The following is a 24,209-nucleotide window of genomic DNA, read 5'->3' on the forward strand; positions in this document are numbered from 1 at the left end:
ATCCATGATGTCGTACTGGTTCGTCCGTGCGCCGCCGCGTTCTCGATGCTCGCGGCGACCCACAGCCTCACTCACCGGCGTGTCGGCTACCGGGGCGGCCCCGCATCGCCGTCGGCGAGAAGCGCGCGGATCGCCGCGGCGAAGGCGTCCGGCGCTTCGATCGGCACGAAGTGGCCACTCCCGGGAACCGGCGTCAGCACAGCATCCGTGAAGTGCTCGGGGAGCCGGTCGGCCCACGCGATCGGGAACAGCGGGTCGTCGGTGGGCCAGAGCATGATCGCGGGCGTCGCGATCGGCGCCGAGTCGCCCGTGTAGCCCCGGTTGGCTCGATACCACTGGATGCTCGCCGCGAAGGCGCCCGGGCGCGAGTAGGCGGCGATCACCTCATCGTGCCGCGGATGCTCGGATGCCGCGTCGGGCCCGCGCCAGGCTCGCCAGATGTGGTCGAGATAGCTGCGCACGGCGTCCGGTCTTCCGTCGATGAGGTCGACGGCGACCTGTTCGCGGTGGAAGTGCTGGTACCAGAAGACGGATGCCAGGGCCGGATCCGCTGAGCGATCGCCGATCCCGGGATACGCCGGGGTGAGCACGGCCCCGTCGAAGCGCCCCGGCGCGAGGCGGAGGGCCGCCTGCGCGATGCGGCTGCCGATGTCGTATCCGGCGATGATGGTGCGGCCCCTCGGTCGGTCGCTGTCGGCGTCGCCGTCGTCGCCGCCGATCTGCGCGAGCACGCGACGGGCGTGCGCCTCAGCGGTCGCCTCCGAGACCGGGAGGTCTCCGTCGAACGCCGTCCCGAATCCCCTGAGGTCCGGGGTGGTGACGTCGGCATCGGGCAGGAGATCGACGACGCGGTCGAAATCCGACGGCAGGCCGGGCCAGCCGTGCAGAAGCACCACCCTGTCGCGCACACTCTGCTCAGACATGCTCGGCCTCCTCGACCTGTGCCCCACGGGTGGTGGGTGTCGGACGGGGCCCGCCCGCCGTCTCGGCTTCCGGTGCTCCGGCGCCCGGCCCCGCCGGCGCTCCCTGCAGACGCGACGCCACCGCGATCAGCGCGCGCATCACGTTCTGCACCGACGCGTACGCGAGGGCATCCGGCCGAGAGAGGATGTCGACGTGTCGCACGAGCTCGACATCGGCGAGTCGGACGAGCACCAGCCCGTCGACCTCGAGCGCCGTCGAGGTCGCGCGCGGCATGATCGCGATCGCCGCCCCGGTTCGCACGACCTGGGCCGTGACCGAGAACTCGTTGATGCGGTGGGAGACGCGCAGCGGCCGGCCCGCCCGTGCGGCCAGATGGTCGAGAACGCCGGCGAGCGGGAATCCGTCCTGCACAGAGACCCAGGTCTCGTCGACGAGATCGGCGACGGTGACGCCGGCCTTGCCGGCGAGGGGATGCCGCGCCGAGACCGCGATGTTGAGCGGCTCGGCGAGCAGCGGCGTGACCACGACGCGGTCCGCGGGCCAGGGCGGGTCATGCGCGAGGCGGTGCGCGATGACGAGGTCGTGATCGGCGGTGAGACCGGGGAACTCCCGATTCGGCACGTCGGCATCGGTGAGGTGCACCGGCGTCGCGCCGTCGAGCTCCTCGAGCAGAGCGCCGAACAGCCCCAGCCCGGCACTCGTGAACGCCGACACTCGCACGGGAGCGGAGCTGTTCTCGAGGAGGCCGGCCACGGTCTCGCGCGCCTCGGTCAGCGCTTCGTCGACGCGGAGGCTCGCTGCGGCGAGCGCGTCGCCCGCCGACGTCAGCACGAGCACGCGTCCGCGCCGGGTGGTCAGCGGCACCGGCGTTCGCGCCTGCAGGTGCGCGAGCTGCTGCGACACCGCGGAGGCCGACACGTGCAGAGCGGCGGCGACGGCCGCGACGCTGCCGCGGTCGCGGAGTTCTCTCAGCAGACGGAGATGCACCGGATCCATAAGGTCAACCTTACGACAGAGCATAGACACTGCGCATTGCTCTTCATCGTGTCCCGAGCGAGAGTGAGGGGATGCGTCGCGGTCCTCTTCCCCCTGTGCTCATCGATCTGCTGTTGGTCTCCGTCGCGGCCGTGTGGGGAGCGAGCTTCGTCTCGGCGAAAGCCCTCGCCGCCGAGGTGGGCGTCGCCTCGGCGCTCTCCCTGCGCTTCCTCGTGGCAGCCGCCGCTCTGGGAGTGATCTGCGGGCTGCGCCGGGAGCGGATGCCGCGTGGTCGCGGACTCGCCATCGCGGCGCTGCTCGGATGCTCGCAGGCGGCGGTCATCGGCCTCGAGACCTGGGGCGTTCACCTCACGTCTGCGACCAACGCGGGGCTTCTCATCAGTCTGGCGCTGATCTTCACCCCGATCCTCGAGAGCCTGGCGGCGAGGTCCTGGCTGCCGCGGTCGTACTTCGCGGCCTCGGTCGGCGCCGTGGTCGGAGTCGCGCTCCTCGTGTCGGGCGATGGGCTGCGCGCACCCACCACGGGCGACGCCCTCGTGATCGCCGCGGCTGTCGTCCGTGCCCTGCACGTCACCGCGAGCGCCCGGCTCACGCGGCGTCGCGACGACAGCACTCTCGCGGTGGTGTTCGTGCAGCTGCTCGTGTGCGCCGCCGTGTCATCGCTCGCGGCCGGGTCGGAGCTCCCCCGCTCCATCGCCCGACTGAGCTGGGCGGGATGGGCGAACGCGCTGTTCCTCGGTCTGCTGTGCTCGGTCTTCGCGTTCGCCGTGCAGCTCTGGGCGGTGCGTCGCACCTCGGCCACCCGCGCCAGCATCCTCATGGGCACCGAACCCGTGTGGGCTCTCGTCGTCGGCGTCCTGATCGGCGACGACGCCGTGGGAATCGCGGGACTCGTCGGCGCCGCGCTGATCATCGCGGCCTCTTACGTCGGGCAGGCGATCGAGCGGCGCCACCGGGAGCGGGCCCTCGCGGAGTGCGAGGAAGTCACGCCAGCGGAACAGATACCGCGGAGAGTAGGTCACCATGCGAACCCTCGGCCGACGCGCGCGACATCTGTGTGACGCTGGAGCTACCACCGAGCGACCATCTCGGTCGCGCCTCTTGGCACGGGCTCCGTGGCGACGCAGAGGAGCCCATCATGGGCAAGTTCATCTATGAAGGCGCACAGAAGACCGAGATCGAGGACCGCGCACTGACGCACCTCCAGCTCGTGATCACGTCGAAGCTCCGCCGCGGCGAGCCGTTCAGCTTCACCTGGCGAGAAGACATCAGCGTCGGCGGCGGTCGCACCACCGTGTGGATCAACCCGGGCAGCACTCTCACGTTCAAGTTCTCCGGGAGTCGCCAGCCGGCGATCAACCGGGCGTGGGTCGACGCGCTCGCATTCACCGCGAACGCGCCGAGCGGTCTCTACCTCGTGCCCGAACCCGCCGGAGCGGTCAGCACGGATGCCCCTCGGGTCGCTGTTCCTGCCTGAGCCCAGAAGCCGACTCACACGGCGCGACCCGGAGACTAGGGGCGCACCGGAGTAGCCGCGCCGTTCCCGACGACCGTCGTCCACGGCTTGGCCTTCCACGAGAGGACGAGGCCGCCGGTGACGTAGGGGTCGACCTCGGCGAACTCGCGGGCAACGCTCAGCGGATCGTCGCCGGTGAAGATCAGCAACGCCGTGTACGGTCCGTCACCAACGGCGCCGCCCAGCATCAAGTCACCGCGTTCGACCGCCGCCCATGCCTTCTCCAGGTGAGCGGCGCGCAGCGCGTCACGCCGGTCGAGGTAATCGTCGACATAGGTGTACTCAAGGATCGCGTGCATGTTTTGCCTCATCTCTCTATCCACTCCGCGGGCGCGCCTACGACGACCGCTGAGTCATGGCATCAATGGCCAACCCGAGCGCGGCGAGATGCCCAGGGTCATCGAACGCGAGGCTGTCATGACCGAGAGCGTCATACACCACGGGCTGGGGGCCGGCGGTCCGCATCCACATGGCCGGGGCGCGCCCACCGTGCTCGTCATCGAATTCGAGCAGGACGTGGAGATCGTCAGCCAGGCGGAGGTCGAGGTACCGCTCGTCCTCCGTCTCGAAGGCCGACACGCCTGGGAGGCGCGAGGCATCAGGGCCGAGGTGTACCCGAGTGCGCGACTGCGGCGGGTGCCAGCTCACCCCGGGGATCCACCGTCCGCCGAGCGCTTCCTCCCACTCGGGAGCATCCTCGAAGGCATTGGCGCTCGCGTGCATCGCGAGAATGGGTGAGTGGGCGATGAGGTTCCTGAGCCCCACTCTCGCCCGAGCATCACGCGGCGAGGGGTCACCATCCGTGGGCCTGCCGAGATTCACCAGGAGGAGCGCGGGCGGCTCGCCCATAGGATCCGCATATCTCGCGAGAGCATCGTCGACATCAGGTGGGCTCTCCACGACGATGCCCTTCGCGGTGAGCAACTCGATGATGGGCGATGCAGTGTCGCCGAAGGGATGCCACGGGTCGGCGTAGCGACCCACCCCGATCAGCGCCAGCACAGTGCGAGTGGACACGGCTCACCTCCAGCGGTCTCGAACGGGATCAGCGACATGATGTCAGGAATGTGCGTCAGATGCGTCTTGCACCCGCCGAGCTCTGCACGTCAGACGGGGGCGACTCATCTTTTACCCACACCTGATCACATAAGTGTTGGTATGCTGGGGTGATGTCCACGTCTTCGCCCCAAGACCGCATCCCCATCGACGCGGTCTCGAGCGAGACACTCGACTGGGCACCGCGCGCACCGGGGATGTTCTCGCGGGCTGAGGTCGTGCGACAGACCGGGCCGTACGAGCCGACAGTCACGGCCCCGATCGCGGGGTGGAGCCCGCAAGTCCCGAGCGATGACGCCGCCGATGTCGAAGATGCCACACGCCAGCTGGTCGCGTTCGATGAGCATGCACGGCTCGCGCTCGGCACCCACAACCCGGCCCTGGGCCCGATGACCGCGATCCTGCTGCGCACAGAGTCAGCGTCCAGCTCGCAGATCGAACAGCTCACGACATCGGCGAAGCAGCTCGCTCTCGCCGAGATCGACGAGGGCGACAAGACGAACGCCCTCACCGTCATCGGCAACGTCCGCGCCATGGAGGCAGCGCTCGCGCTTTCGGACGAGATCTCCGAGGATTCGATCCTGCAGATGCACCACGCTCTGCTGCGTCACCAGCCGGGCCTCGAGCACGAAGCAGGTCTCTACCGCCAGGAACAGGTCTGGATCGGTCCCGGCAACGCCGGCCCGCGCCAGGCGGAGTTCACTGCTCCCCGCCACGACCGAATTCCCGGTGCGATCGGCGACCTGGTTCGCTTCGTGAAGCGCCAGGACATCTCCGTGCTCGTCCAGGTAGCCGTCGCTCACGCCCAGTTCGAGACCATCCACCCGTTCGTCGACGGCAATGGCCGCACCGGCCGCGCTCTCGCACAGTCGATCCTGCGCAACAAAGGTCTCGTCGGTTCGACCGCCGTACCGATCTCTGCAGGACTGCTCGTGAACACCGGGCGCTATTTCCACGCACTGACCGCTTTCCGCGCCGGCGACGCCGGTCCGATCATCCGCGAGTTCGCCACAGCGAGTCGCATCGCCGCGTCCACGGGGACGCAGCTGGTCGACGACCTCGTCGCGCAGTTGAAAGAATCCCGCGCTCTGCTACAGGGCGTCCGTTCCGACGCTGCGGTCTGGAAGATCCTCCCCGCGCTCGTCGGACAGCCCGCGGTGAACACGAAGTACCTCATGAGCGCGCTCGGACTCGGCGAGATGGCAGCGCTGCGCGCGCTGGACACACTCACCGACCGCGGGGTGCTCGCCGAGACGACCGGCCAAGGACGCAACCGCGTCTGGCAGCACCGCGGGATCTTCGACGTCCTCGACGGCTACGCCGAGCAGATCCGCCGGATGAGCGCCCGAGGCTAGCCACCCGCCAGCGCGGGGTCTAGTTGGCGACCCACCCCTGCCGGTTCGTCTCATCCGTCCTGTCGGGCACGACGTCAGCCCCGGTCCTGCCACGCGCCGGCCCGGTACGCGCGCCACAGGATCTGCGCATGATCCTCCTTCGCCTCGGCCACCCCGGCCTCATCGCCGCGCAGTGCACTGACCCATTCCCGCACCCGAGCGACGACCGCGCCGAGGATCATCGCGAGATCGGTCCGCACAGGAGGCGGGGTGAGCGCCTCCTCATCCAGCATCCGGCCCTTCGTCGGCAGGTCGTCGTCGAGGTGCCGCATGGTGAGCTTCGCGACGCCCACCGCGTGCGCGTTGATGATGGAGTGCGCCGCACCCTCGATCTCCCAGCGCGACGCCGTCGGGCATGCTGCGATCAGCCGCGAGTGGAAGCGTCGGGACGACGTCGCATCGTGCTCGCCGCGGATGAACAGCATCCGTGTCGAGAGGGTGCCGACGGCATCCGTGATGCGGTAGCGCAGCATATGCGGCAGCACCCGGAGAAAGTACACCGGGCCGCAGAGGATGTAGGCCGCGACGGCGATCATGGCCAGGTGCAGCGACTCCCGCAGGGATGACTGCAGGAACCGCACGGCCTGTCGGAACACGGTGGCCTCGTGCTCGTCGACCACGGGACTCACGAGAACCGCGTGGTTCAGGTCGGTCCTGCGGGTCAGCACCTCGGTGACGATCTGCGAACCCATCGAATGCCCGATGAGCACGGGGGATGCCAGGTCGTAGTGGTCGAGGACGGCCTCGACCTGATCGGCGAAGAACGCGATCGACGGCGTGCGGCCGCGAGGCTTGGCGACGCCGGCGAATCCGGCGAGGTCGAGGGCGTAGACGTCGCTGCGCTGCGCGAGCGTGGGGGCGAGGAACTCGAAGTAGCTCGCCGCGACGCCGATGCCCGCGACCAGCACGAACGGCTCGCGACCGGCCGCCGCCGTGGTCGTCACGCGCGTCACCCGTGTCGTCGCCGACGGCGAGGTCACGTGCTCGACGATGATCTCCGGTCGGCCGCTGTCGCTCGTCACCCCTCCACCCTGCCAGGTCGAGCCGTCGTCTTCCTGATCAGGCTCGATCCGTGTTCCGCCGCCGCGACGGTCGTGCAGGTGCAGTCAGATCGAGCGAGTGTCGGCGATGTCGGAAGCCCGGAGTAGACAGGGGTCATGCGATCGACGTCTCCTCTGCTCGACGTGAGGCGGATCTATGCCGAGCCGGATGCCGCGCGCTCGCCCCGCGGTCAGGAGATCATCGCCCGGTGGCCCGACGCGACGATCGTGCCGGTCGCGTCGCACTGGCAGATCCCCGAGGTGCACGGCGACGAGCGCAACGTCGCCCGGTGGGTGCGCATCAAGACCGAAGCGCTGGTGCTCGGCGAGAAGAAGAGCGTCGCCACGCGGCTCAACGGCCGCTCGGCCGACTTCATCGCACCCTCTCTCGCGAACGGCTGCGCGATGGCCTGCGCCTACTGCTACGTGCCGCGGCGGAAGGGCTACAGCAACCCCGTCACCGTGTTCACGAACATCGACCGCATCACCGCGCACCTCGCGCGACACATCAGCAGACAGGGGCCGAAGGCCGAGCCGAACCAGTGCGACCCCGACGCATGGGTCTACGACATCGGCGAGAACAGCGACTGCTCGGTCGACGCGATGATCAGCGAGAACGTGCGCGACGTCTGCGACCTGTTCCGCATGCATCCCACGGCGAAGGCCTCGTTCGCGACCAAGTACGTCAACCGCGAGCTGCTCGACTGGGACCCGCTCGAGCGCACGCGCATCCGCTTCTCGCTCATGCCCGCGGCGCTCGCGAAGGTCACCGACATCCGCACCTCACCGATCGCGGAGCGCATCGCGGCGATCGACGACTTCGTCGAAGCGGGATACGAGGTGCACCTGAACTTCTCTCCGATCATCGTGACGCCCACCTGGGTCGAGGAGTGGACCGAGCTGCTCGTGCACCTCGACGATGTGCTGTCTCCGGCCACGAAGCGACAGCTCGCGGCCGAGGTGATCTTCCTCACCCACAACGAACGGCTGCACGAGGTCAACCTCGGCTGGCATCCGAAGGCCGAGGAACTGCTCTGGACGCCCCCGACCCAAGAGGCCAAGGTGTCGCAGAACGGCGCCGTCAATGTGCGGTACCGCGCCGACCTGAAGCGCCGGCACGTCGACACCTTCACGCAGCTCGTCGCCCGACACCTCCCGTCGTGCCGCATCCGCTACGCGTTCTAGCGCAGTGCATCGCCGCCGGCGCGACGAGCGGCACCGGCGAGGGGATGCCCTGCGCCGCCGACACCCGGATGTCAAGGCTCGCGCGCGAACCGGGGCGCGCGGATACCGTCGCAGACATGAGCTCTTCCCGCACGTCCTCCCCCACCGTCGACGACATCGCCCGCGACGGTTTCGGGTGGGCGGAGCTGCTGCCCGGCCAGCGGGAAGCGATCACGTCGGCGGCCGCCGGACGCGACACGCTCCTCGTGCTCGCGACGGGCGGCGGCAAGTCGGCCGTCTACCAGGTCGCCGGGGCGCAGCGGGGCGGTGTCGTGCTCGTCGTGTCGCCGCTCGTGGCTCTGCAGGCCGACCAGCTCGCTTCCATCCGCGACGCTCCGGCTGCCCCGCCGGCGGTCGCGCTCAACGGCTCGACGTCGGCCGGCGACAGCGCCCACGCGTGGGATCTCATCGACGGAGGCGGCCCGGTCTACGTGCTGCTCGCCCCCGAGCAGCTGGCGAAGGAAGACACCGTGTCGCGTCTCGCCGCCGCCGGCGTCAGCCTGCTGGTCGTCGACGAGGCGCACTGCGTGTCGTCGTGGGGGCACGACTTCCGCCCCGACTACGCGCGCCTCGGCGATGTGCGTCGCGATCTCGGGAATCCGCCGGTGCTGGCCATGACCGCGACCGCCTCAGAGCCGGTGCGCGCCGAGATCATCGAGAAGCTGGCGATGACCGACGTCGACGTGCAGGTGCACGGTGTCGACCGCCCCGAGATCCGTCTCGTCGTGCACCGTCACGAGAGCGATGCCGAGAAGAAGGCGGCCGTCGTGCAGGAGGCTCGCACCTGGACGGCGCCGGGCATCGTCTACGTCGCGACCCGCGCCGAGGCCGAGAGCTACGCCGACGAGATCGCCGCAGACGACCGCAGCGTGGCGGCGTACCACGCGGGGCTCAAGGCCGCTGAGCGCCGCGACGTGCAGGACCGCTGGCGCGACGGCACCCTCGACGTCGTCGTGGCCACCTCTGCCTTCGGCATGGGCATCGATCGCGCCGACGTGCGCTTCGTGCTGCACGCCACCGTCACCGAGTCGCTCGACGCCTACTACCAGGAGATCGGCCGAGCCGGGCGCGACGGCGAGCCGGCCACCACGGCTCTGCACTACCGTCCGGAAGACCTCGGGCTGCGGCGCTTCTTCACGAGGCGGTCGGTGCGCACGGCCGACATCCGCGCGCTGCGCGCCGCGATCGCCGCGAAGCCGGGCCGCACCATCCGTGAGCTTGCGGACGACATCGACAAGCCGACGCGCACGGTCACCCGCCTCGTGAACGACCTCGTCGATGCGGGCGTCGGCGACACCGCCGACGGTGTGCGGCTGATCAGGCCGATCACGGCTGCCAGGGCGGCGAAGGCCGTGCGCGAGACCCTCGACTCCCGCGAGCGCATCGCCGACTCGCGATTGGCCATGATGCGGGCGTATGCCGAGACCACCCAGTGCCGCCGACGGGTGCTGCTCGAGTACTTCGGGGTCGACGGCCCCGCCTGGTGCGACAACTGCGACCGCTGCGAGCAGCGCGACGCGTCGTCCGCCGCCGCCGACGACGCCGCGATCGCGGACGCACCCGTCACGATCGACCAGATCGTCCGGCACCGCGACTGGGGTGAGGGAACGGTCACGGGCGTGGAGGCCGATCGCGCGACCGTCTACTTCGCGTCAGAGGGCTACAAGGTGCTCTCGTTCACGGCGATCGACAGCGGTGCACTCGAGGTCGCGGAGCCTGTGGGTCGCTGATCGCGCGCAGCGATCCGCCGATCAGCGGCTTGCCGCTGATATCTTGACGGCTACGCTCCGTGCCACGGGCCACGCCAACCACCTGCGCGGCGGTCTCTTTCGAAAGTTCTGCTCTATGACTCTCTTGCGCCTGATACGACATGGCCAAACGCTCTGGAACGCTCAGGGACGCATCCAAGGCCACGTCGACATCCCTCTCAACGATGAAGGGCGGGCGCAAGCTCACGGAGCGGCGGACGGTCTCCGAGGGTTGCGGTACGCCGCGGTCGTCACGAGCCCCCTGGAGCGTGCGGCATCGACGGCGGCAATCATCGCCACTGATCTCGGCCTCTCGAACGTGGAAATAGATCCTCAGCTCGTCGAGCAGACATTCGGCGCTGCTGACGGTCGACTGTGGTCGGAGTTGGACGGCATCCTCGAAGGCGGCCCGATCCCCGGTGCCGAGACGCACCTGGCGTTGGCGAAGCGAGCGACATCCGCGCTACGCCGGATAGGCGCGAGGTTTGCCGGTCGAAACGTGATCATCGTGAGTCACGGAGCCTTCATCAACGCCGTGAATCGTCACGCGACGCATGGATCTGGCATGAATGCGGAGCCGGCGGCCAATGGCTCCATCCACGACATCGTCTTCAGCGACGGCCAGCTGGTCCCTTCGCTACCCGTCCTGCACCACACAGACGCCGACCGCATTCTCGAGAGTCGCTGAGCCTGTCGCGGGACGCCCCGCGCGATGGAGGAGGCGCGATGCGGGGCAGGGATGCGACTAGGCTCGTCTGATGCTTTCAGGCCCTTTCGGGAAAGTTGCCGTCCTTCCCGTAGCGATTCCGCTGGGCGTGGTGGTCTTCATCGTCCTGCTCCTCGTCCTGCGCAAGCGAGCGCCCCTCACGTGGCCCCGCGTCTTGGTTGCAGCCGCGGTAGCGGTCTACGCCGCTGGCATCTTCGCCAACACCGTCTTCCCGATCTACCTGTTCCCCGCGCGCAGCGAAGAACCGTACGTGCCGCACCTCGCGCTGATCCCGTTCTATGACTACGAGGTCGAAGACGCGTTGACGAACATCGCCGTCTTTCTTCCGCTCGGAATACTCATCCCCCTGCTCCAGCGCCGCCCGACCTGGTGGAAGATCCTCGCGACGGCAGCCGGCGTCAGTGCCGGGATCGAACTGGCTCAACTCGGCGCGGACGACTTCTTCAACGGCGGTCACATCGCCGACATCAACGACTTCATGTGGAACGTCACCGGGGGCCTCCTCGGATACCTCCTCTTCCGCCTGATCTCGCGAGCACCGACACTCTCACCGCTCGTGGACCGGTTCCGATGGCACGACGCCACACGTGAACGCGCCCCGATGCCCTCGAGCTAGGGACGATTGGCACCACGACTGCACCACGCCCCACCCCGGATACGGAAAAACCCCCTCACGAAGAGGGGGTTTCCATGGCGGTGACGGTGGGATTTGAACCCATATCGATGCCCAGCGAACTGTGCGTGGGAGGTCGGAATCAGCGGAAAAACGGGGAGGTCGCTCACATCTGCGCACATCGGTTCACGGTGCGTCGCATGCGTTCCGTTACTGCTGCGTTACTGCTGAAGCGCAGCGGCTCGCTGACGGTCCAGCGCCGAAGCAACATCGTCCAAGTCGTCATCGAGCAAGTCGGCGTACGTGTCGAGGGTCATCGCGGCACTCGCATGACCAAGCATTCTCTGTACAGCCTTCACGTTCGCACCAGCGCTGATCGCCAGAGACGCCGCCGTGTGCCGCAGATCATGGGGCGTGACTCGCGGCATGACGGCACGGATGCCTTCGCCGCGCGAACGCGCCTCAGCGGCATCCGCCGCATCCTCTCGCCGCGCCCGTTTGCAGGCACCTGCAAACCATCCCGACTGGGCATTACCCTGCCGAAGGTACCCTCCAGCATCCGCCGGAAAGACCAATTCGTCCGGTCGTTTATACGACGCAGCTCGCGTCATCGCGTCGTCCAGAAAGGCCGGATATACGACAGTCCGCCTCTCGTGGGTCTTCGGCGTACCGACGACGACATGCCCATTGACGGTCACCGCGTTCGAAGTGATGTTCAGCCTGCGCCGCGACAGGTCGATGTCCGCCACCTTGAGCCCGGTGGCCTCTCCCCAACGGAGCCCCGTGTAGGCCAGGAAGCGCACCAGGTCCGGGTAAAGCGATGCGTCTGCCAGCCGCTCAACCTGCTGATGGGTGAGGTAAGCCCTCGGCTTCGGAACCTTCCGAGGTGTCTTGACGTCGCGTGCCGGGTTCGATTGGAGGCGACGGTCCCGCACAGCACCGTCCAGAATCGCAGCGAGCACGCCGTGACAGCGCTTGACGGTCGTGGCCGACCGCTTCCGGCTCAGCTCCGCCACCCACGCGGATACCTCGGTGTGGCGAATTGTTCCGACTTGGCGATCTCCCCAGACCGGCTCAACGTGGACTCTCCACGCGCTCTCATCACTGTGCAACGTCGACGGCTTGACCGCCGCTCCGTGTGCCGTGAGCCACGCTGCACCAAGCGTGCCGACCGTGACGCGTGATTCGCCCGGCGCGATGTATGCCCCTTGGAGCTTCGCCGATTCCACCGTGGTGAGGTACGCCTCCGCGTCGCGCTTCCTCGTGAAGCCGGCCTTCCGAGCGGTCTTCCCGTCCGGCTTGCGGTATCGCGCCTCCCACCGCTTGCCGTCTTTGGTCTCGTACGAGTAGGCGCTGCCCATCGGTCCTCCGCAAGTCCTGCTCTCAGTGTGGAGATGCGAGCTTATGGCACACCACTGACATATGCGCCAGTACTTCATCGACGACGCCGACTTCGGTTTTCTGCTCACAAACGAGCGAAAACGTGTGCTACGGTGTCGTGCGTACACGATTCTGCAGCCCGAAAGTAAAAGGCTAGTTTCCGAATTCCTTCCATGTTGAGCCCAGCTCGGGCGGTAACCCTCCTGGAAGCTTCGGGGATGCGATAGAGACGGTGCATCCGCACCAACCGCTTCACCGCCATTGGCCGGTTCACGACGACCAGATGGAGCGGGTCTCTTGGAGAGAAAACCACCTCCAAGGGATCCGTATGCCTACCTCGACCACGCTCCCCGCTCCGTCAGTCCTCGCGACGCTCATCACGCCGACAGCGCTCGCAGAGGCACTCGGTACTACTGAGCGCACTCTCAGTGAATGGCGTATCCGCGGCACTGGTCCCGCGTTCATCCGTGCAGGCGGCAGGGCCGTCCGCTACAGGCCCGAAAGCGTCGACGAGTGGTTGTTGGCTCAGGAGCGCCGTAGCACTGCGGAAGAACTCAGCGCGTAGTCGTTTCTTTCTTGCGAATGCACCCCGGATCCGCGTCAATCGCTTAGGCGATGTCTACAGCCGTTCATCGGTACGCGCGCATTCCGCGGCACCGCGAGTCGCCTCGCGCATCGACGCAGGCCCCTACAAGCCGGACCCCGCGAGTCGGGGTCGCTCCCCATCCGAAACGTTGAAAGGCATGCCATGAGAATGACCACCTCCCAACTTCGAGCAAAGCAGATTGCCGAGCTTCAAGCAGAGCAGTCCGCGTACGACAAGCGGATCGAAGAAGCTATGCAGTCCGCCGGATACGCACGATGCGCACTGGCCGAAGATCTCTATGAGCTTCTGGAAATCAGGCCAGAGCATCGAACCCGCAAGAGCCGCAACGGTGAAACGATGCAGGTCGCGAGCGATAAGGACGAGTCGATTCGCTCGGCTCGTCTGCTTGCGGCTGTCGCTCAGCTCATCGAGCCGGCAACCTAAAGTAGTCAGTAAACAGGCTCGCCAGGAACACCTGGTCGGCTTGCCTGAGAGGGAGGTCCGACAGTTGCGTCATCGAGCCTCCCTCTCCTCGAAGGCCTCCATCGACCTGCCGAGCGGGTCGGACTCCGTCACCCAAGGGCGCTGCGCGCAGATAGGCGCGGACGTCCGTAAGCTCGGGCTTTGCGAGCGAGGCCAGGAGATCACGGTCACCAATCCCTCCTTCGCAACGTTGAGCGAATTGGCTTGACTGTCCTCGCTCCGCTCACGATTCGAGGCCGGGCATCACTTCCAGCGCATAGATGTCGGACAGGAACGGAGGCCGCATGGCTGCTGCCATAGGAATTGTCGTCGATCGACCACGCAGATGACGTCGGCATCGAAGCAACCGCGGCGAGACGAACACGACGCTTCACGAGTGGCAGGCATGTCACTTCGTCGCGCGCCGAGTCCCCGATAAAACCAGAAAGTGAGCCTCGCGCATTTCTGCGGAAGGCTCTCTTACTTCGACCTCCAGTGGCTTAGACGAGTCCAGAGGTTTGAGCAGCTCAATCTTGGTCGACATCGTCTACCTCTGCTCCAACAATTCAACGACCTCTGTTACGGCTGCCGAGATTCAGCGGACTTCCGCGGCAACCGGGGATTCTGAGCGGAAGTTCCAACCACGCGTCAAGCGCGGCTGGAACCGCCTGAGCGCCGAACAGCAGGCCAGTATCATCGTCCAGTACAGCGGCGCCACCACTTCCACAGCGCTGGCCGAGGAGTTTGGCGTCGCCCAGTCCACGATCCTGCGCATCCATTGCGAACCTTGCCTCGTCGTCCGACCGCAGCCGATGACATCAGAACAGGTGAGCAAAGCCGCAGACCTATACGAATCCGGTCTCTCGCTCTCGTAGGTCGCCAAGCGACTCGACGTGAACCAGGAGACGATGCGCGTGGCCATCTTCAAGGCCGGCGTCACACTCGGCGAGCCGACGAAGGCGAAGAGCGCTTAGCGGGCACCCTTGAGAAGCATGAAGGACCGCCCCTCATGCGCGGGAGCGGTCCTTCACTCTTCACTCCCCGCCATCACAGGTCCGGGAGATCGTCCAGGTTGTTGCGGGTGGTGTTGTCGCGGTCGGTGCGGAGGTACTTGCCAGTTGCGCCGCTGACGACCCGGATCTCGGTGCGCTTCTCGGGCCACTGGACGTAGTACGTGTGGATGCGGAGCTCGATGTCGCTGATGGCGTCTGCCTTCGCGCGCGGCGACCAGTACTGGATCGGCGTGCCGATGGCGGTGATATCGCCGTCGCGGTTCTTGCGGGAATGGGTTACTCGTCGTTCTGCCATGATTCCTTACTTTCTTGATGAGGGCGAGATGAAGCGGTGACGAACGGAGCCAACACGGGGCCGGCTCCGCTTCGATCAGTTCTCGTTGCGGACGCCCTTGTGCTGGTTGGAGCTGCCGTTCATGATGCGGCCCGTCGAGGTGTCGCGCTTGAACCAGGTCTTGCCGACCTGGAACTCGCTGTGCCCCTTGACCGCACCGACGCGGTGACCGCGTCCCATGTTCTTCGCCATTTCCGGCTCCATCTCCGGGGCTGACGGTCAGCCCCTCACTATGTAGTCGGAGCAGGACGCGATCGAGTTAGCGGCAGCTCTCGCAGAGACCGTCGACGAGTAGGTGGCGCTGGAAGAGTATGTAGCAGCCGGTGCAGGCTTCCTCGGTCTTGGCAGTTCGATGGCACTGACAGTTCTTGCAGACGGGGCAGAACCCCTTGCCGCACGTGGGGCAGGGGTAGCCGCGGAACGTACGGGTCTGTCCGCAGCAGAAGACGGTCAGCAACGGGCGCGTGTCGAACTCGCGCGGCTGGATCATGTAGCCGGGGTCGACCTTCCATATGTCGTGCCCCGCCAGTACTGCGATCATCCGCCTGTCGTCGGCGATGGCGTCGGCGTAGAAGTCAGCGGTTCTCCCCCATGAGTCTTGCCAGGCGATCCGCCGCGTGAAGGTAGCGCCTGGAGCGATCTGTCGTAGCGCGTGGGCTTCTCGAAGTGTCTGCCCGCGCCACGGATAGACGACCGGCCAGCCGTCGTCGGGCTCTGGTTGGATACTCGCGTGGGCGACCTGGCCGTCGAAGCGGTCGATGAGCACGACGGCGCCGAGCCCCCGAATACGGCGAGCGATCGCGATCGCGCAGGCCTGGTAGCTAGCCTGGCTATTGTCGAAGAGGTCCTGCACGTGGCGCGCGCGGACGAGGTCGGCCCCGACGATCTCTGTCGTGAGAGCATCGGGTAGTAGTAGGCGTTGCGCGATCTGGTCGCACACCGTCTCAAGAAGCGCAGGCGGATCCGCCTGATCCGCGATCCAGTCGAACAGTCCTTGGTCTTGCTCGACGACCCAGTGGCCGAGCTCGTGCGCGAGGGTGAAGTTCTGACGCCGGCTGTTCGGCGTGGGCGCGTACAGGATGACGCCGTCGTCGAGGAACGACATCCCATCGCAGAATCCGCCATCCCCACGGCTGGCGGCAAGCGAGTCCACCGCGCGCACCGTCAGCCCCATACCGGTGGTGAGCGCGTCGAGCGGGTCAAGGACGAACTGCTCCTGAACCCCGGGATCGAGAATCCTGACGGCGCGCTCGATCCACGGCCCAAGCTTCATGCGCCCCTAGTGCTTTCAACGGAGTCCACCAACGCTTCAAGCGACTCAAGCAGAACGTCAGCCTCGGGTGCGCCACCACGATGCACGGCCACCAGCATCCGGGACTCAAGCGCGGACGCCGCCAGCGCGATAGTCGTTCCCTGGATCCGCGCCCAGCGCTGCGCCAGCGCCTTGAACGCTTCGGACCCCACGACGACAGCCAACCGAGCTCGCTCCGGATCCGCCCCAGACGGGCGCCGCAACCGGTCGGCGTCCACACCGGACTCCTCCGCGAGTGCGTTGATCAGGGCAGGGACACGGGGCAGGTTCTTGCCGCTCTCCCAGGTGAAGATGTCTCTGCCCGTCACGTCCCACCCTCGATCGGTAAGTCGCTTCGCCAACGCGCTCACGCTCAGACCCGCACTCCTCCTGGCCCCAGACAGCGCCTTTCCGTCGAGCTCCAGCTCAGCGTCGGGTACGAGGCCAAGCATTGCAGCGACTGGATCATCATCAAGCGGTGGAGCGGTTTGTTGGCTCGCCCAAGCGAGATCGGCGGCCTCGAGCAGCTTGCGAAGCTCGGGGCGATTCACGTCCGCGCTCGCGGCAAGCGCTGACCGGCCTTTCCGCGCGTCAAGAATATCCGCGAGTTCCTGGTCTCGGTCATCCGAGTGCATGGTCACCCTCCTTCCTCCACTGCTGCGTTGATCTCTGACAAGACTCTCGTACTGATCTGGCTGACGCGACCCGGAGTGACGCCGAGATCCGCAGCAACGTCATCCCTCGGACGATCCCGAACGATGTACTGGGCCAGGACATAGTGCTCCTGCGCGCCGAGACCCGCGATCACCGGCCTCGCACGTGCCATCTTCTCGAGCCGCTCCAGAACATCGTCATCGTCCGGCGATCTCACGCCTGGGACGTACTCCTCAGAGAACTCGACACCCTTCCTGATCGCGGCCGAGCCAACGATGTCGAGCGCTCTGCGCTTCGCCGTCACGACGAGCAAGGCCTCCCAGCTGCGCGGCGCTTCCGGTGGCGGCGCCTTCATGAGGGACACCACCGCTTCCTGAACCGCATCATCGGCTAGGTCGACTCGTCCACTGCCGCGCAGCACTTCGTAGGCGACTCCGTACATCGCGTCGCGATGCTTCTGATACAGAGCCGCCCAGTCGTAAGAGGGATCAGCCATGTGCAGGCTCCTCGCCCCGTGCACCCATCTCTTCACCTCCATCAGCGCCGATGGTCGTCGCTTCAAAAGGTAGTCGGGACAGAACACGAAACGGTTAGTGACGCTCCGGCGAGTCGGTCGGTCGGTCGGTCGGTCGGTCGACAAGCGTGGGCCCGGGCGAAGGCTGTAGCTGGGAATCAGACGCCCGTTGTGGAGGCGACCGTCGAACGGCGTCAATCATGACACCTCCGGGCTCTCAGACGCCCCCAAGACAAGCCGAAGAACCGCTCGAAGAAGACCGACAGCGCTTCGACGACCCGCCGCTTGAGGTCGCCGTGACCAGCTTCGCGGTTGAATCGCGACACGGGCGGCAAGGTGCGGGTGATCTCCGTCCAGTGGTCCGGAGTTGGCCGTCGCGTCCGTAGCGACTGCTTGAGTAGAGGGTGGCAACGACCCGAAGGAGTCACCCATGTCCACCATCGTCATTGAGGACGAGCCCGACGACGACGCACCTCGCCGCGACCTGGCCGAAATGTACGCGTCGCTGTCCAACGTGGCGGCGTTCAACCGTGCGAGCCTTGAGCTGATCCTGAATGCCGTCAACGAGACCGTTCGCCTCCAGAACAGCGGCTGGCTGAAGCAGCTGGCGGCGATTGACTTCCAGCCGGCCATTCCGAAGGAGCAGTTGGCTGCGCTTTCGTCGACTATCGCGGCTGCAGCGATTCCTGTCGTCACGGTCCCGGAGTTTCCGGCGCTGCAGAAGCTCGCGCAGCAGCTCTCCGCCTCGATCACGGCCGCGCACTCGGCGACGTATGCCGATATGGCGGCCAAGCTGACCGCTTCGCTGCCGATGCCGGACCTGAGCGGCATCCAGGCGCTGTTCAAGTCGCTGGACACGGAGAAGTGGCGGGAGTGGCTCCGCTCTGCGCACCGTCCTTCGAACTGGACGGACGAGATCGAAGGGCGCATCGACGAGATCATCGCCATGATCGACTCCGACGGCATCCCCGTGGCGTGGGTGCCGCGAGGCGAGATCCTTCAGGCACTGCTGGACGCGCCGTCAGCCGACGAGCGCTCGCTTCTGCTGATCGCGCACCGTGACGAGATTCTTGAGGACTGCCAGCACACCCTTGCCCGGGTCGAGGAAGAACCAAGCATCCCGACGCTTCCGCTCGCACAGAAGGTATTATTGGGGGCCACGGATGGACACTGGGAGCTCGCCGCACTTTCGGCGGTCGCGGTAGTGCATGGCATTGTGGAGGCGCTGCGCTGGGCCTCAGCGCAGCAGAACGTCGCCGCGCACCACGCACTCAAGCCGACTGTGGGGCGGGAGCACCTGGTCGAGCAGGCGACGAGGGCGCCGCTGATCCGCTTCTACGACGACTGGAACGAGAAGTCCGGTAAGCCACGACCGACGCATGTAACGCGCCACGTCGTGTCGCACAAGCTCGCGCCCGACCAGGTGAGCGAACGCAACTGCGTCGTGGCCATCATGTTGATGTGCTCCCTGCTGCGCACAGTCTACGAACTGGAGCTTGGCAGCGCCTAAGCCGCCGCATAGTCAGGCGGAGACTCCTTCGGTGGCCTCAGGCACTGTGGAAGCCCAGCCGCCCTCATCGTCCGCGATACGAACATGGTTCGCTTCGAACTGCTGCTGCACGGTCCAGAGCTCCGATCCCTCTCGGTAGCGGCCGAGCAATTCGTCGGCGGAACCCGTCAAATGGGCAGCCAGAAGCCGCACCACCAACTCGTTGATCACGCTGACGAGGTACGTCTCGACATGATTCGGGAAGGCGCCATTGTCGGCGTGCTTGACCCGCCGGTAGTTGTTCGAGATGGCGCGGGCGAGGCCGACCTGGCTGTGGATAGAGTCACCCCACCGGATCCCGAGAAGCTCGAGGCAGCGGTACACGTACGTCGCCATGGTCGGACGTCGACGCGAGCCGTCGTAAGTGGCCTCCTCCCCCGGCCGCTGCCCGAGGATCTGCCCCGCAGCCTCCAGCGCCATCGACGTCGACATCACCACGTCCTCTGTGAAGCGCTGACGCCGACCGATCACAGCCACCGCTGGCAAGATAAACCTCTCCCACTGGTCGTAGACGTCCGCCCACCGAGCGAGCCCCTCTGCCCCCACCTCCTGGAGCACCAGCAGCGGGCGTCCGAGCTTCTTGTCGGTGGGGATCGGCTGCGCCCGCTCGCGAATTGTGCGGGCGCTGATCAGCTCGACGAAGGGATAGCTGTAGATCTCGCCTCCCATGAGACGAGCCGGAATCGACTCGTCCTGCACCCGGTGCTCACGAGCTGAAAGCGCGGTGCCGAACAGGAAGACGAGAAGGTGCATGACTTTGCGCTGCTCGACGAGATGATCGAAGAAGGGGCGCGGCTCCGCAAACTCCGACTCGATCACGACGTTGTCGGCAATGACATGCGTCCGGCCGTACCCATCCGATTGCTCGGACGATGTCCAGTGCGATCCCACCCGTAGCGTCGCGGCGCCCTGAGTCCACTCGACCTCCTGCGGACTCTCAACGGTGATGGTCAGCGCCTGCGTCCGCCCCTGCTCGTCGGTCCGCGACTCCGACTCGAAGGCAGTCATCCGCGCCCAGCGATTCAGGCCGTCCACCCGGCTGCGACACGTCTTGATCACGAGTGGCTCCGAGAGCCCACCATCACGCTCGTATAGCAGCGTCTCCTGCGGCGCGATCTGCCCACTACCGATCCGGGAACCGGACGCTTCAGAATGTCCTGCCCACCGGCAGCCGTAGAGCATGACGGCGCCGTCGCGCGTGCGAAGGAGCAGGTTCTCCTGCGGCTTCATCTGGCGGAACCACTCGTCGACATACGCAAACTGCTCCACCGCGAAGCCGGGGAGGTACGGGATCTCCACTTCAACGCCGGAGTCCTGGACCCGGAGCGTCGCCCCGACGTACGGCGTCTCTTCCGCGCCATCGACAAGGAGCCCTGCCAGGCTGTCGCCAAAGTCCAGCTTCTCGATACTCAACTGCGTCGTCCTCTCTGCCCAGAACGCCGGCCTCGACGTTCCCCGAACAGTACCCGGACGCCACCGACATTCCGGCAGGCGTGAGTTGTCCACAGCGCCGTCGTGATTTCTACGTCGGGCGAAGCCTTGCCAGGAACCCGCGCACGCTTCACAGTCAGGCGCGTAAATAGGACCAACATCGTGAACACGAACATCAAAGAACGGATCGATCAACTACTCACCACCGAGATGGACCGCGCAGGCTTATATACGCCGCGAAACGACTTTCGCCTTCCGAACCGAGGCGACGAGAGCGTCCGTCAACCCGGTGGCGTCAACTGTGCCGTCCGGGATCGTGACCCGGGTCAAGAGCTCGAGGCGTTGGTCGTCAGTGAGCTCCAAGTACTTCGCATGATTCAGAGCCGATGATTGGTTGCCCGCGGCGCGGGCGATCGCATCAAGCTTCGTTCGTGCCGCCAGCAGGTCTCTCTGGCTCCGAGTCGGACCGAGAAGACTTGCGTCGGAGTCGGCGGGTTCATCTGCGGTTGTGAGCAAGAACCACGCCGTGCCGACGCTCGAAGTCTCAATCCAGTTATGCAGGTCTTCCAGACATCGACCGTCGCGTCGCCTAGCGAGCCACGCCGATCGACGTGGTGTTTGGTCTCCCACAGTTCAACGGTTGGCCTTCTACGTCGAAGGTGATGTCGTCGACCGTCTCGATCGACAGCCGCAACGCAACATCGGTGTCCATCCGCCGCAGCGCGTCGAGCAGCGCACACTCCACTTGCGCGAGGTAGCCGAGTGCAGATCCCGCGGCACTGAAGCGGTTGCTGTCGACGTTGCTGATAACACCGGACCGTATCAGGGCCCCCGCCGTACTCCGCGAGTAGGCAAGACGCAAGCGGACTTCGTTGGAGTCGATCAATTGCGGAGGACGACGATCGATCTCGCTCTGACGGATCTGGTTGAGCCACGGCAGTACGCCTTCATGCTTTCTGGCTCTGCGCGGCCTGGACGCCGCGGCGCGACCGCTGGCCGCGAGGCTTCCCGTGAGCTGCCGGCGCATGCCAGCCGCGCTCGAGTCGATTGTCATACGGATAAACTGCTTGTCATCGTTGGGCTATGCTCACAATACGCTCATATACGAGTAAGCAGCGGGCCGGTCTGCACTGGGATTCGATCGAGGTGGACCGAGAGATGACAGCGACCGGAAACGCGAAGAAGCAGACGACAAGGCACACGCGCCGCAAGAAGACGACCTTCGGTGAACGCCGCAGCATCCGCTTCAGCGAAGAGGAGGAGCGCAGCGTCCAAGACCTGCGCGAAGCGATCGCGGTGCGGTCAGGACGCGCGTTGGAGGACGTCACGTTTAGCGAGGCGGTTCGACTCCTAGTGCGCGACAAAAAGAGCGCTGCAGAGATGGAGGCCCGTGCTCTCGCTATCCAGCGCGGCGACGGGAACGCATCCGAGTGGGGCCTCTGGGCGATCTCGGAGCGACTCGGATACGAGATCGCGCCGATGCGAAGGTACATCGCACGCATCGGCGGCGACCTCAACCGAATCGCCGCTCGCCTTGCCACAGAAGAGACAGTCCCATTCGAGGATCTCGTAGCCGCTTTGCGCGCCGTGGCGGAGCTTCGAAACGTGCCCGATGATATCGAACGTCGCGTCGCTCACCTCGTGCAGCGCGGTCTTCCCGAGCGAGGCGCGAAGTAGTTGGCTGTCGTGATGGCGAGCTCCACGCGCTCCGCTGACGACCTCATCCGCTACGTCCTCGAGCCCAAGAAAGATCAGCGAGGCGAGCGCTACGTAATGGCATCCGGGACGGGTGGACTGCTCGTGTCATTGGCCAAAGACCAAATGCGAGATGTTCGCGAGAAGTGGGGTAAGAATCAGCCGGGCGCGTATGTGCAGGCGTATCACGTCATCCAGAGTTTCTCATCGAACGATGAGCTTGACCCCGACGATCCGAGCGATTGGATGACTGCGCAGGACCTCGGTGTCGCACTTGCCGAAGAGGTGTTCGCAGGGCGCCAAGTACTAGTCGTCACACAGCGGGACGGAGCCGGCGGTTGCCTCCATAATCACCTAGTCGCCTCGAGCGTGAACACCACGACGGGCGACAGTTTGAACAGTTCGGCCGTCATGCACGCGCGTCTGGTCGAGACGCATGAGACGGTTCTGGAACGCGAAGGGTTCGATCAGTCCGACGACTTGAAGCAGGCATATACCGACGCGCTGGATCGCCGTGTTCTCGGCGAGCCCAGCAGATTGCGCCGCGCGGCGACGAAAGAGCAGCGCGCACTGATTGAGGCAACACGCCACGCACAGTGGCAAGCAGAGCGCGCGACTGCCGAGCCGGGTTCAGCACTTCGGCTCGAGCCATTCAGCTTGCTTGTTCTTAAGCACCGCATCGACACCGCAGTGACGGCCCGCAGCACGACAGACTGGGTCACGTTTGTCACAAACGCTCAGACCGAGGGGGTGATTGTCGAGCGCGCGGAAGAAGTTGATCTCGTGTCGTTTGGCATGATGCGTCGAATGCACGACGGATCCTTCCGTGCGCCTACGGCCAGTGATCGCCGCCGCGGTTCCACGATTGGCGAGGGTTACACCGCGACGGCCCTCGAACAACGTATCGCCAGCCAGCTCGACGCGATTGCGAGGTCTGCGCGCACGATGACATCCGTCTTGACCGCGGAGGACGAAAGAGAAGTCGAGGCCCGCATGGCCATCTATTGGGCGGAGTTCGAGAATGAGCGCGCGAAACCGTTCCGTGCGCGGAGGTCGTTTGAGCAGCAGCCTCCGGCAGACATCCCGTCGGCGGCGACAATTGATGCGGATCCGAGCGACTCTCCGATTGTCGCGCCGACGAGTGACCTGCAGAGAGAACGCGACTTGGACGACCTCCGCATGGAGCTTGAAGGCACCTCTCTCAAGAGTCTCCCGGCGCCGGCCTCTGCCGGCGCCAGCGACACCTTCAACCAATCGAACCCCGGCACCGAGATCGGCATTGACCACGAAGCTCCGCAGTCAACTCCGACGTCACCCGCACCTGAGAACCGCGATGCGAACTCGATTGCGGAGGCGAGACGACGCAGACCGAGACGACAGGCGATGCTCGACTTCGATATGCACGACGATCCGTCGCCGCGTATTGAGGGCGAGCTAGAGCTATAGTCGACGGCTAGCGACTGCGGAGGTCCGGCACCGGCTTCGGAAGAAGATCCTCGATTGGAACCTGAAGCACCTGAGCGATCGAAAGGATTGAGCGAAGCGCGGGGTTGGCTGCTGTGCCACGCCTGGACTCGCCGCTCTCGTACTGGCGGTAGATGAAGCGGCTCAGGCCAGCGCGAGAAGCCACTTCCTCCTGGCTCAGTCCTGCCGCGAGGCGAAGCCTGCGCAGCTGCACCGAGAGCTGCAGTACGAAGGTCTGCCACTCTGCATCCGCTGCGCTAGCTCCTTCCGTCACATCCTCAAGCGTTTCGAGGATGGCAGCCTTGTATGGGCTTACGCGTAAGCCATAGTGTTGTGTACGGGAAGCCGCATCCGCAACGCTTGCGAGACCGGCCGGTTCCCCTTTTCGGCCGAGCGACGTCCGCAGGCTGTCGGGACGACAGAGTAAGAGCGAAAGGACGATAGCGGCGATGATCAATCCGCGATCAAGACGCAAATCCAACACTTGGTGGGGCGGTAAAGGCTGCCCGCCGGCCGCATGGATCGCAGCGTTCGACGACTTCACCCAGGGAGCTTCCGGCCGCGAATGGGGCCTGGCAGCGTCGCTATTCGTCATGCA

27 protein-coding genes are annotated in these 24,209 nt (G+C 66.0%); 13 read left to right on the forward strand and 14 right to left on the reverse strand.

Annotated features, from left to right (window positions below; genetic code table 11):
- Nucleotides 1–86: 86 nt before the first annotated feature.
- Nucleotides 87–923 carry an alpha/beta hydrolase gene (locus AB0N61_RS03350; protein ID WP_363361698.1) on the reverse strand — a complete coding sequence of 279 codons (837 nt, stop codon included), beginning with the start codon at nt 921–923 and terminating at the stop codon, nt 87–89.
- Nucleotides 916–1,920, reverse strand: a complete 1,005-nt coding sequence (locus AB0N61_RS03355; RefSeq protein WP_363361699.1) for a LysR family transcriptional regulator — start codon at nt 1,918–1,920, stop codon at nt 916–918. Before AB0N61_RS03355 ends, AB0N61_RS03350 begins: the two co-directional genes overlap by 8 nt.
- A gap of 71 nt (nt 1,921–1,991) precedes the next feature.
- On the opposite strand from AB0N61_RS03355, the gene AB0N61_RS03360 reads away from it, so the two are divergent.
- On the forward strand, nt 1,992–2,981 hold the full coding sequence (locus tag AB0N61_RS03360; RefSeq protein WP_363361700.1) for a DMT family transporter: 990 nt from the start codon (nt 1,992–1,994) through the stop codon (nt 2,979–2,981).
- Nucleotides 2,982–3,058: 77 nt separating this feature from the next.
- Complete coding sequence (locus AB0N61_RS03365; protein ID WP_363361702.1) at nt 3,059–3,397, forward strand: ATP-dependent DNA ligase; 339 nt, start codon at nt 3,059–3,061, stop codon at nt 3,395–3,397.
- 35 nt (nt 3,398–3,432) lie between these two features.
- Here the strand turns inward: AB0N61_RS03365 and AB0N61_RS03370 are convergent, their stop codons facing one another.
- Both AB0N61_RS03370 and AB0N61_RS03375 read right to left on the reverse strand, forming a co-directional pair.
- The gene (locus AB0N61_RS03370; RefSeq protein ID WP_363361704.1) at nt 3,433–3,735 is read right to left on the reverse strand and encodes a YciI-like protein; all 303 of its coding nucleotides are present in this window, start codon (nt 3,733–3,735) and stop codon (nt 3,433–3,435) included.
- Nucleotides 3,736–3,772: 37 nt separating this feature from the next.
- Nucleotides 3,773–4,453, reverse strand: a complete 681-nt coding sequence (locus AB0N61_RS03375) for a ThuA domain-containing protein (protein ID WP_363361706.1) — start codon at nt 4,451–4,453, stop codon at nt 3,773–3,775.
- Between the two features lie 152 nt (nt 4,454–4,605).
- Between AB0N61_RS03375 and AB0N61_RS03380 the strand changes: the two genes are divergently transcribed.
- Complete coding sequence (locus tag AB0N61_RS03380; RefSeq protein WP_363361707.1) at nt 4,606–5,847, forward strand: Fic family protein; 1,242 nt, start codon at nt 4,606–4,608, stop codon at nt 5,845–5,847.
- Between the two features lie 74 nt (nt 5,848–5,921).
- Here the strand turns inward: AB0N61_RS03380 and AB0N61_RS03385 are convergent, their stop codons facing one another.
- Nucleotides 5,922–6,908: an alpha/beta fold hydrolase gene (locus tag AB0N61_RS03385; RefSeq protein WP_363361709.1), complete on the reverse strand. Its 987-nt coding sequence runs from the start codon at nt 6,906–6,908 to the stop codon at nt 5,922–5,924.
- Between the two features lie 135 nt (nt 6,909–7,043).
- On the opposite strand from AB0N61_RS03385, the gene AB0N61_RS03390 reads away from it, so the two are divergent.
- The 4 genes from AB0N61_RS03390 to AB0N61_RS03405 all read left to right on the forward strand — a co-directional run bounded on the left by AB0N61_RS03390 (nt 7,044) and on the right by AB0N61_RS03405 (nt 11,241).
- On the forward strand, nt 7,044–8,111 hold the full coding sequence (locus AB0N61_RS03390) for a spore photoproduct lyase family protein (protein ID WP_363361711.1): 1,068 nt from the start codon (nt 7,044–7,046) through the stop codon (nt 8,109–8,111).
- Nucleotides 8,112–8,227: 116 nt separating this feature from the next.
- The gene (locus tag AB0N61_RS03395; protein WP_363361712.1) at nt 8,228–9,880 is read left to right on the forward strand and encodes a RecQ family ATP-dependent DNA helicase; all 1,653 of its coding nucleotides are present in this window, start codon (nt 8,228–8,230) and stop codon (nt 9,878–9,880) included.
- Between the two features lie 115 nt (nt 9,881–9,995).
- Entirely contained in the window at nt 9,996–10,586 is a 591-nt protein-coding gene (locus AB0N61_RS03400; RefSeq protein WP_363361713.1) for a histidine phosphatase family protein, read from the forward strand.
- Nucleotides 10,587–10,716: 130 nt separating this feature from the next.
- Entirely contained in the window at nt 10,717–11,241 is a 525-nt protein-coding gene (locus tag AB0N61_RS03405; RefSeq protein ID WP_363361715.1) for a VanZ family protein, read from the forward strand.
- Nucleotides 11,242–11,459: 218 nt separating this feature from the next.
- Here the strand turns inward: AB0N61_RS03405 and AB0N61_RS03410 are convergent, their stop codons facing one another.
- Nucleotides 11,460–12,599: a site-specific integrase gene (locus AB0N61_RS03410; protein WP_363361717.1), complete on the reverse strand. Its 1,140-nt coding sequence runs from the start codon at nt 12,597–12,599 to the stop codon at nt 11,460–11,462.
- A 347-nt stretch (nt 12,600–12,946) separates the two neighbouring features.
- Between AB0N61_RS03410 and AB0N61_RS03415 the strand changes: the two genes are divergently transcribed.
- The 3 genes from AB0N61_RS03415 (at nt 12,947) to AB0N61_RS03425 (ending at nt 14,541) form a co-directional block, all read left to right on the forward strand.
- On the forward strand, nt 12,947–13,183 hold the full coding sequence (locus AB0N61_RS03415) for a helix-turn-helix domain-containing protein (protein WP_363361718.1): 237 nt from the start codon (nt 12,947–12,949) through the stop codon (nt 13,181–13,183).
- Nucleotides 13,184–13,366: 183 nt separating this feature from the next.
- Nucleotides 13,367–13,648 (forward strand): hypothetical protein, encoded by a 282-nt coding sequence (locus AB0N61_RS03420; RefSeq protein WP_363361720.1) that lies wholly within the window; start codon nt 13,367–13,369, stop codon nt 13,646–13,648.
- 551 nt (nt 13,649–14,199) lie between these two features.
- On the forward strand, nt 14,200–14,541 hold the full coding sequence (locus AB0N61_RS03425) for a hypothetical protein (RefSeq protein ID WP_363361721.1): 342 nt from the start codon (nt 14,200–14,202) through the stop codon (nt 14,539–14,541).
- A 172-nt stretch (nt 14,542–14,713) separates the two neighbouring features.
- On the opposite strand, the gene AB0N61_RS03430 is transcribed toward AB0N61_RS03425, so the two are convergent.
- The 5 genes from AB0N61_RS03430 to AB0N61_RS03450 form a co-directional block, all read right to left on the reverse strand.
- A complete protein-coding gene (locus AB0N61_RS03430; protein ID WP_363361722.1) occupies nt 14,714–14,974 on the reverse strand; it encodes a DUF3892 domain-containing protein in 261 nt (86 codons plus the stop codon).
- 75 nt (nt 14,975–15,049) lie between these two features.
- Nucleotides 15,050–15,205, reverse strand: coding sequence for a hypothetical protein (locus tag AB0N61_RS03435; protein ID WP_363361724.1), 156 nt, complete (start codon nt 15,203–15,205; stop codon nt 15,050–15,052).
- Nucleotides 15,206–15,272: 67 nt separating this feature from the next.
- Entirely contained in the window at nt 15,273–16,286 is a 1,014-nt protein-coding gene (locus AB0N61_RS03440) for an ImmA/IrrE family metallo-endopeptidase (RefSeq protein WP_363361726.1), read from the reverse strand.
- Nucleotides 16,283–16,939, reverse strand: a complete 657-nt coding sequence (locus tag AB0N61_RS03445) for a hypothetical protein (protein WP_363361727.1) — start codon at nt 16,937–16,939, stop codon at nt 16,283–16,285. The genes AB0N61_RS03440 and AB0N61_RS03445 overlap by 4 nt, the downstream gene beginning before the upstream one ends.
- A gap of 2 nt (nt 16,940–16,941) precedes the next feature.
- A complete protein-coding gene (locus tag AB0N61_RS03450) occupies nt 16,942–17,454 on the reverse strand; it encodes a sigma-70 family RNA polymerase sigma factor (protein WP_363361729.1) in 513 nt (170 codons plus the stop codon).
- A 448-nt stretch (nt 17,455–17,902) separates the two neighbouring features.
- On the opposite strand from AB0N61_RS03450, the gene AB0N61_RS03455 reads away from it, so the two are divergent.
- Nucleotides 17,903–18,982, forward strand: coding sequence for a hypothetical protein (locus AB0N61_RS03455; protein ID WP_363361731.1), 1,080 nt, complete (start codon nt 17,903–17,905; stop codon nt 18,980–18,982).
- A gap of 12 nt (nt 18,983–18,994) precedes the next feature.
- Here AB0N61_RS03455 and AB0N61_RS03460 read toward each other — a convergent pair whose 3' ends face one another.
- Both AB0N61_RS03460 and AB0N61_RS03465 read right to left on the reverse strand, forming a co-directional pair.
- Nucleotides 18,995–20,434, reverse strand: a complete 1,440-nt coding sequence (locus tag AB0N61_RS03460; RefSeq protein WP_363361732.1) for a hypothetical protein — start codon at nt 20,432–20,434, stop codon at nt 18,995–18,997.
- A gap of 607 nt (nt 20,435–21,041) precedes the next feature.
- The gene (locus AB0N61_RS03465) at nt 21,042–21,506 is read right to left on the reverse strand and encodes a hypothetical protein (RefSeq protein WP_363361734.1); all 465 of its coding nucleotides are present in this window, start codon (nt 21,504–21,506) and stop codon (nt 21,042–21,044) included.
- Nucleotides 21,507–21,535: 29 nt separating this feature from the next.
- On the opposite strand from AB0N61_RS03465, the gene AB0N61_RS03470 reads away from it, so the two are divergent.
- Together AB0N61_RS03470 and AB0N61_RS03475 are read left to right on the forward strand one after the other, a co-directional pair.
- Entirely contained in the window at nt 21,536–22,129 is a 594-nt protein-coding gene (locus AB0N61_RS03470; RefSeq protein WP_363361735.1) for a hypothetical protein, read from the forward strand.
- A 12-nt stretch (nt 22,130–22,141) separates the two neighbouring features.
- Nucleotides 22,142–23,593: a relaxase/mobilization nuclease domain-containing protein gene (locus tag AB0N61_RS03475; RefSeq protein ID WP_363361736.1), complete on the forward strand. Its 1,452-nt coding sequence runs from the start codon at nt 22,142–22,144 to the stop codon at nt 23,591–23,593.
- Nucleotides 23,594–23,600: 7 nt separating this feature from the next.
- Here AB0N61_RS03475 and AB0N61_RS03480 read toward each other — a convergent pair whose 3' ends face one another.
- On the reverse strand, nt 23,601–24,206 hold the full coding sequence (locus tag AB0N61_RS03480; protein ID WP_363361737.1) for a helix-turn-helix transcriptional regulator: 606 nt from the start codon (nt 24,204–24,206) through the stop codon (nt 23,601–23,603).
- Between the last annotated feature and the right edge of the window lie 3 nt (nt 24,207–24,209).

Source organism: Microbacterium sp. NPDC089320 (assembly GCF_040684875.1).
Classification (GTDB): domain Bacteria; phylum Actinomycetota; class Actinomycetes; order Actinomycetales; family Microbacteriaceae; genus Microbacterium.

Bases quoted from the DNA above. Each gene is read 5' to 3' on its own strand.
- AB0N61_RS03410 (WP_363361717.1), bottom strand. From the start codon at position 12,599: ATGGGCAGCGCCTACTCGTACGAGACCAAAGACGGCAAGCGGTGGGAG.
- AB0N61_RS03390 (WP_363361711.1), top strand. From the start codon at position 7,044: ATGCGATCGACGTCTCCTCTGCTCGACGTGAGGCGGATCTATGCCGAG.
- AB0N61_RS03360 (WP_363361700.1), top strand. From the start codon at position 1,992: ATGCGTCGCGGTCCTCTTCCCCCTGTGCTCATCGATCTGCTGTTGGTC.
- AB0N61_RS03400 (WP_363361713.1), top strand. From the start codon at position 9,996: ATGACTCTCTTGCGCCTGATACGACATGGCCAAACGCTCTGGAACGCT.
- AB0N61_RS03365 (WP_363361702.1), top strand. From the start codon at position 3,059: ATGGGCAAGTTCATCTATGAAGGCGCACAGAAGACCGAGATCGAGGAC.
- AB0N61_RS03380 (WP_363361707.1), top strand. From the start codon at position 4,606: ATGTCCACGTCTTCGCCCCAAGACCGCATCCCCATCGACGCGGTCTCG.
- AB0N61_RS03470 (WP_363361735.1), top strand. From the start codon at position 21,536: ATGCTCACAATACGCTCATATACGAGTAAGCAGCGGGCCGGTCTGCAC.
- AB0N61_RS03395 (WP_363361712.1), top strand. From the start codon at position 8,228: ATGAGCTCTTCCCGCACGTCCTCCCCCACCGTCGACGACATCGCCCGC.
- AB0N61_RS03435 (WP_363361724.1), bottom strand. From the start codon at position 15,205: ATGGCGAAGAACATGGGACGCGGTCACCGCGTCGGTGCGGTCAAGGGG.
- AB0N61_RS03480 (WP_363361737.1), bottom strand. From the start codon at position 24,206: ATGACGAATAGCGACGCTGCCAGGCCCCATTCGCGGCCGGAAGCTCCC.
- AB0N61_RS03355 (WP_363361699.1), bottom strand. From the start codon at position 1,920: ATGGATCCGGTGCATCTCCGTCTGCTGAGAGAACTCCGCGACCGCGGC.
- AB0N61_RS03465 (WP_363361734.1), bottom strand. From the start codon at position 21,506: ATGACAATCGACTCGAGCGCGGCTGGCATGCGCCGGCAGCTCACGGGA.
- AB0N61_RS03430 (WP_363361722.1), bottom strand. From the start codon at position 14,974: ATGGCAGAACGACGAGTAACCCATTCCCGCAAGAACCGCGACGGCGAT.
- AB0N61_RS03370 (WP_363361704.1), bottom strand. From the start codon at position 3,735: ATGCACGCGATCCTTGAGTACACCTATGTCGACGATTACCTCGACCGG.
- AB0N61_RS03450 (WP_363361729.1), bottom strand. From the start codon at position 17,454: ATGGCTGATCCCTCTTACGACTGGGCGGCTCTGTATCAGAAGCATCGC.
- AB0N61_RS03445 (WP_363361727.1), bottom strand. From the start codon at position 16,939: ATGCACTCGGATGACCGAGACCAGGAACTCGCGGATATTCTTGACGCG.
- AB0N61_RS03440 (WP_363361726.1), bottom strand. From the start codon at position 16,286: ATGAAGCTTGGGCCGTGGATCGAGCGCGCCGTCAGGATTCTCGATCCC.
- AB0N61_RS03455 (WP_363361731.1), top strand. From the start codon at position 17,903: ATGTCCACCATCGTCATTGAGGACGAGCCCGACGACGACGCACCTCGC.
- AB0N61_RS03475 (WP_363361736.1), top strand. From the start codon at position 22,142: ATGGCGAGCTCCACGCGCTCCGCTGACGACCTCATCCGCTACGTCCTC.
- AB0N61_RS03350 (WP_363361698.1), bottom strand. From the start codon at position 923: ATGTCTGAGCAGAGTGTGCGCGACAGGGTGGTGCTTCTGCACGGCTGG.
- AB0N61_RS03420 (WP_363361720.1), top strand. From the start codon at position 13,367: ATGAGAATGACCACCTCCCAACTTCGAGCAAAGCAGATTGCCGAGCTT.
- AB0N61_RS03415 (WP_363361718.1), top strand. From the start codon at position 12,947: ATGCCTACCTCGACCACGCTCCCCGCTCCGTCAGTCCTCGCGACGCTC.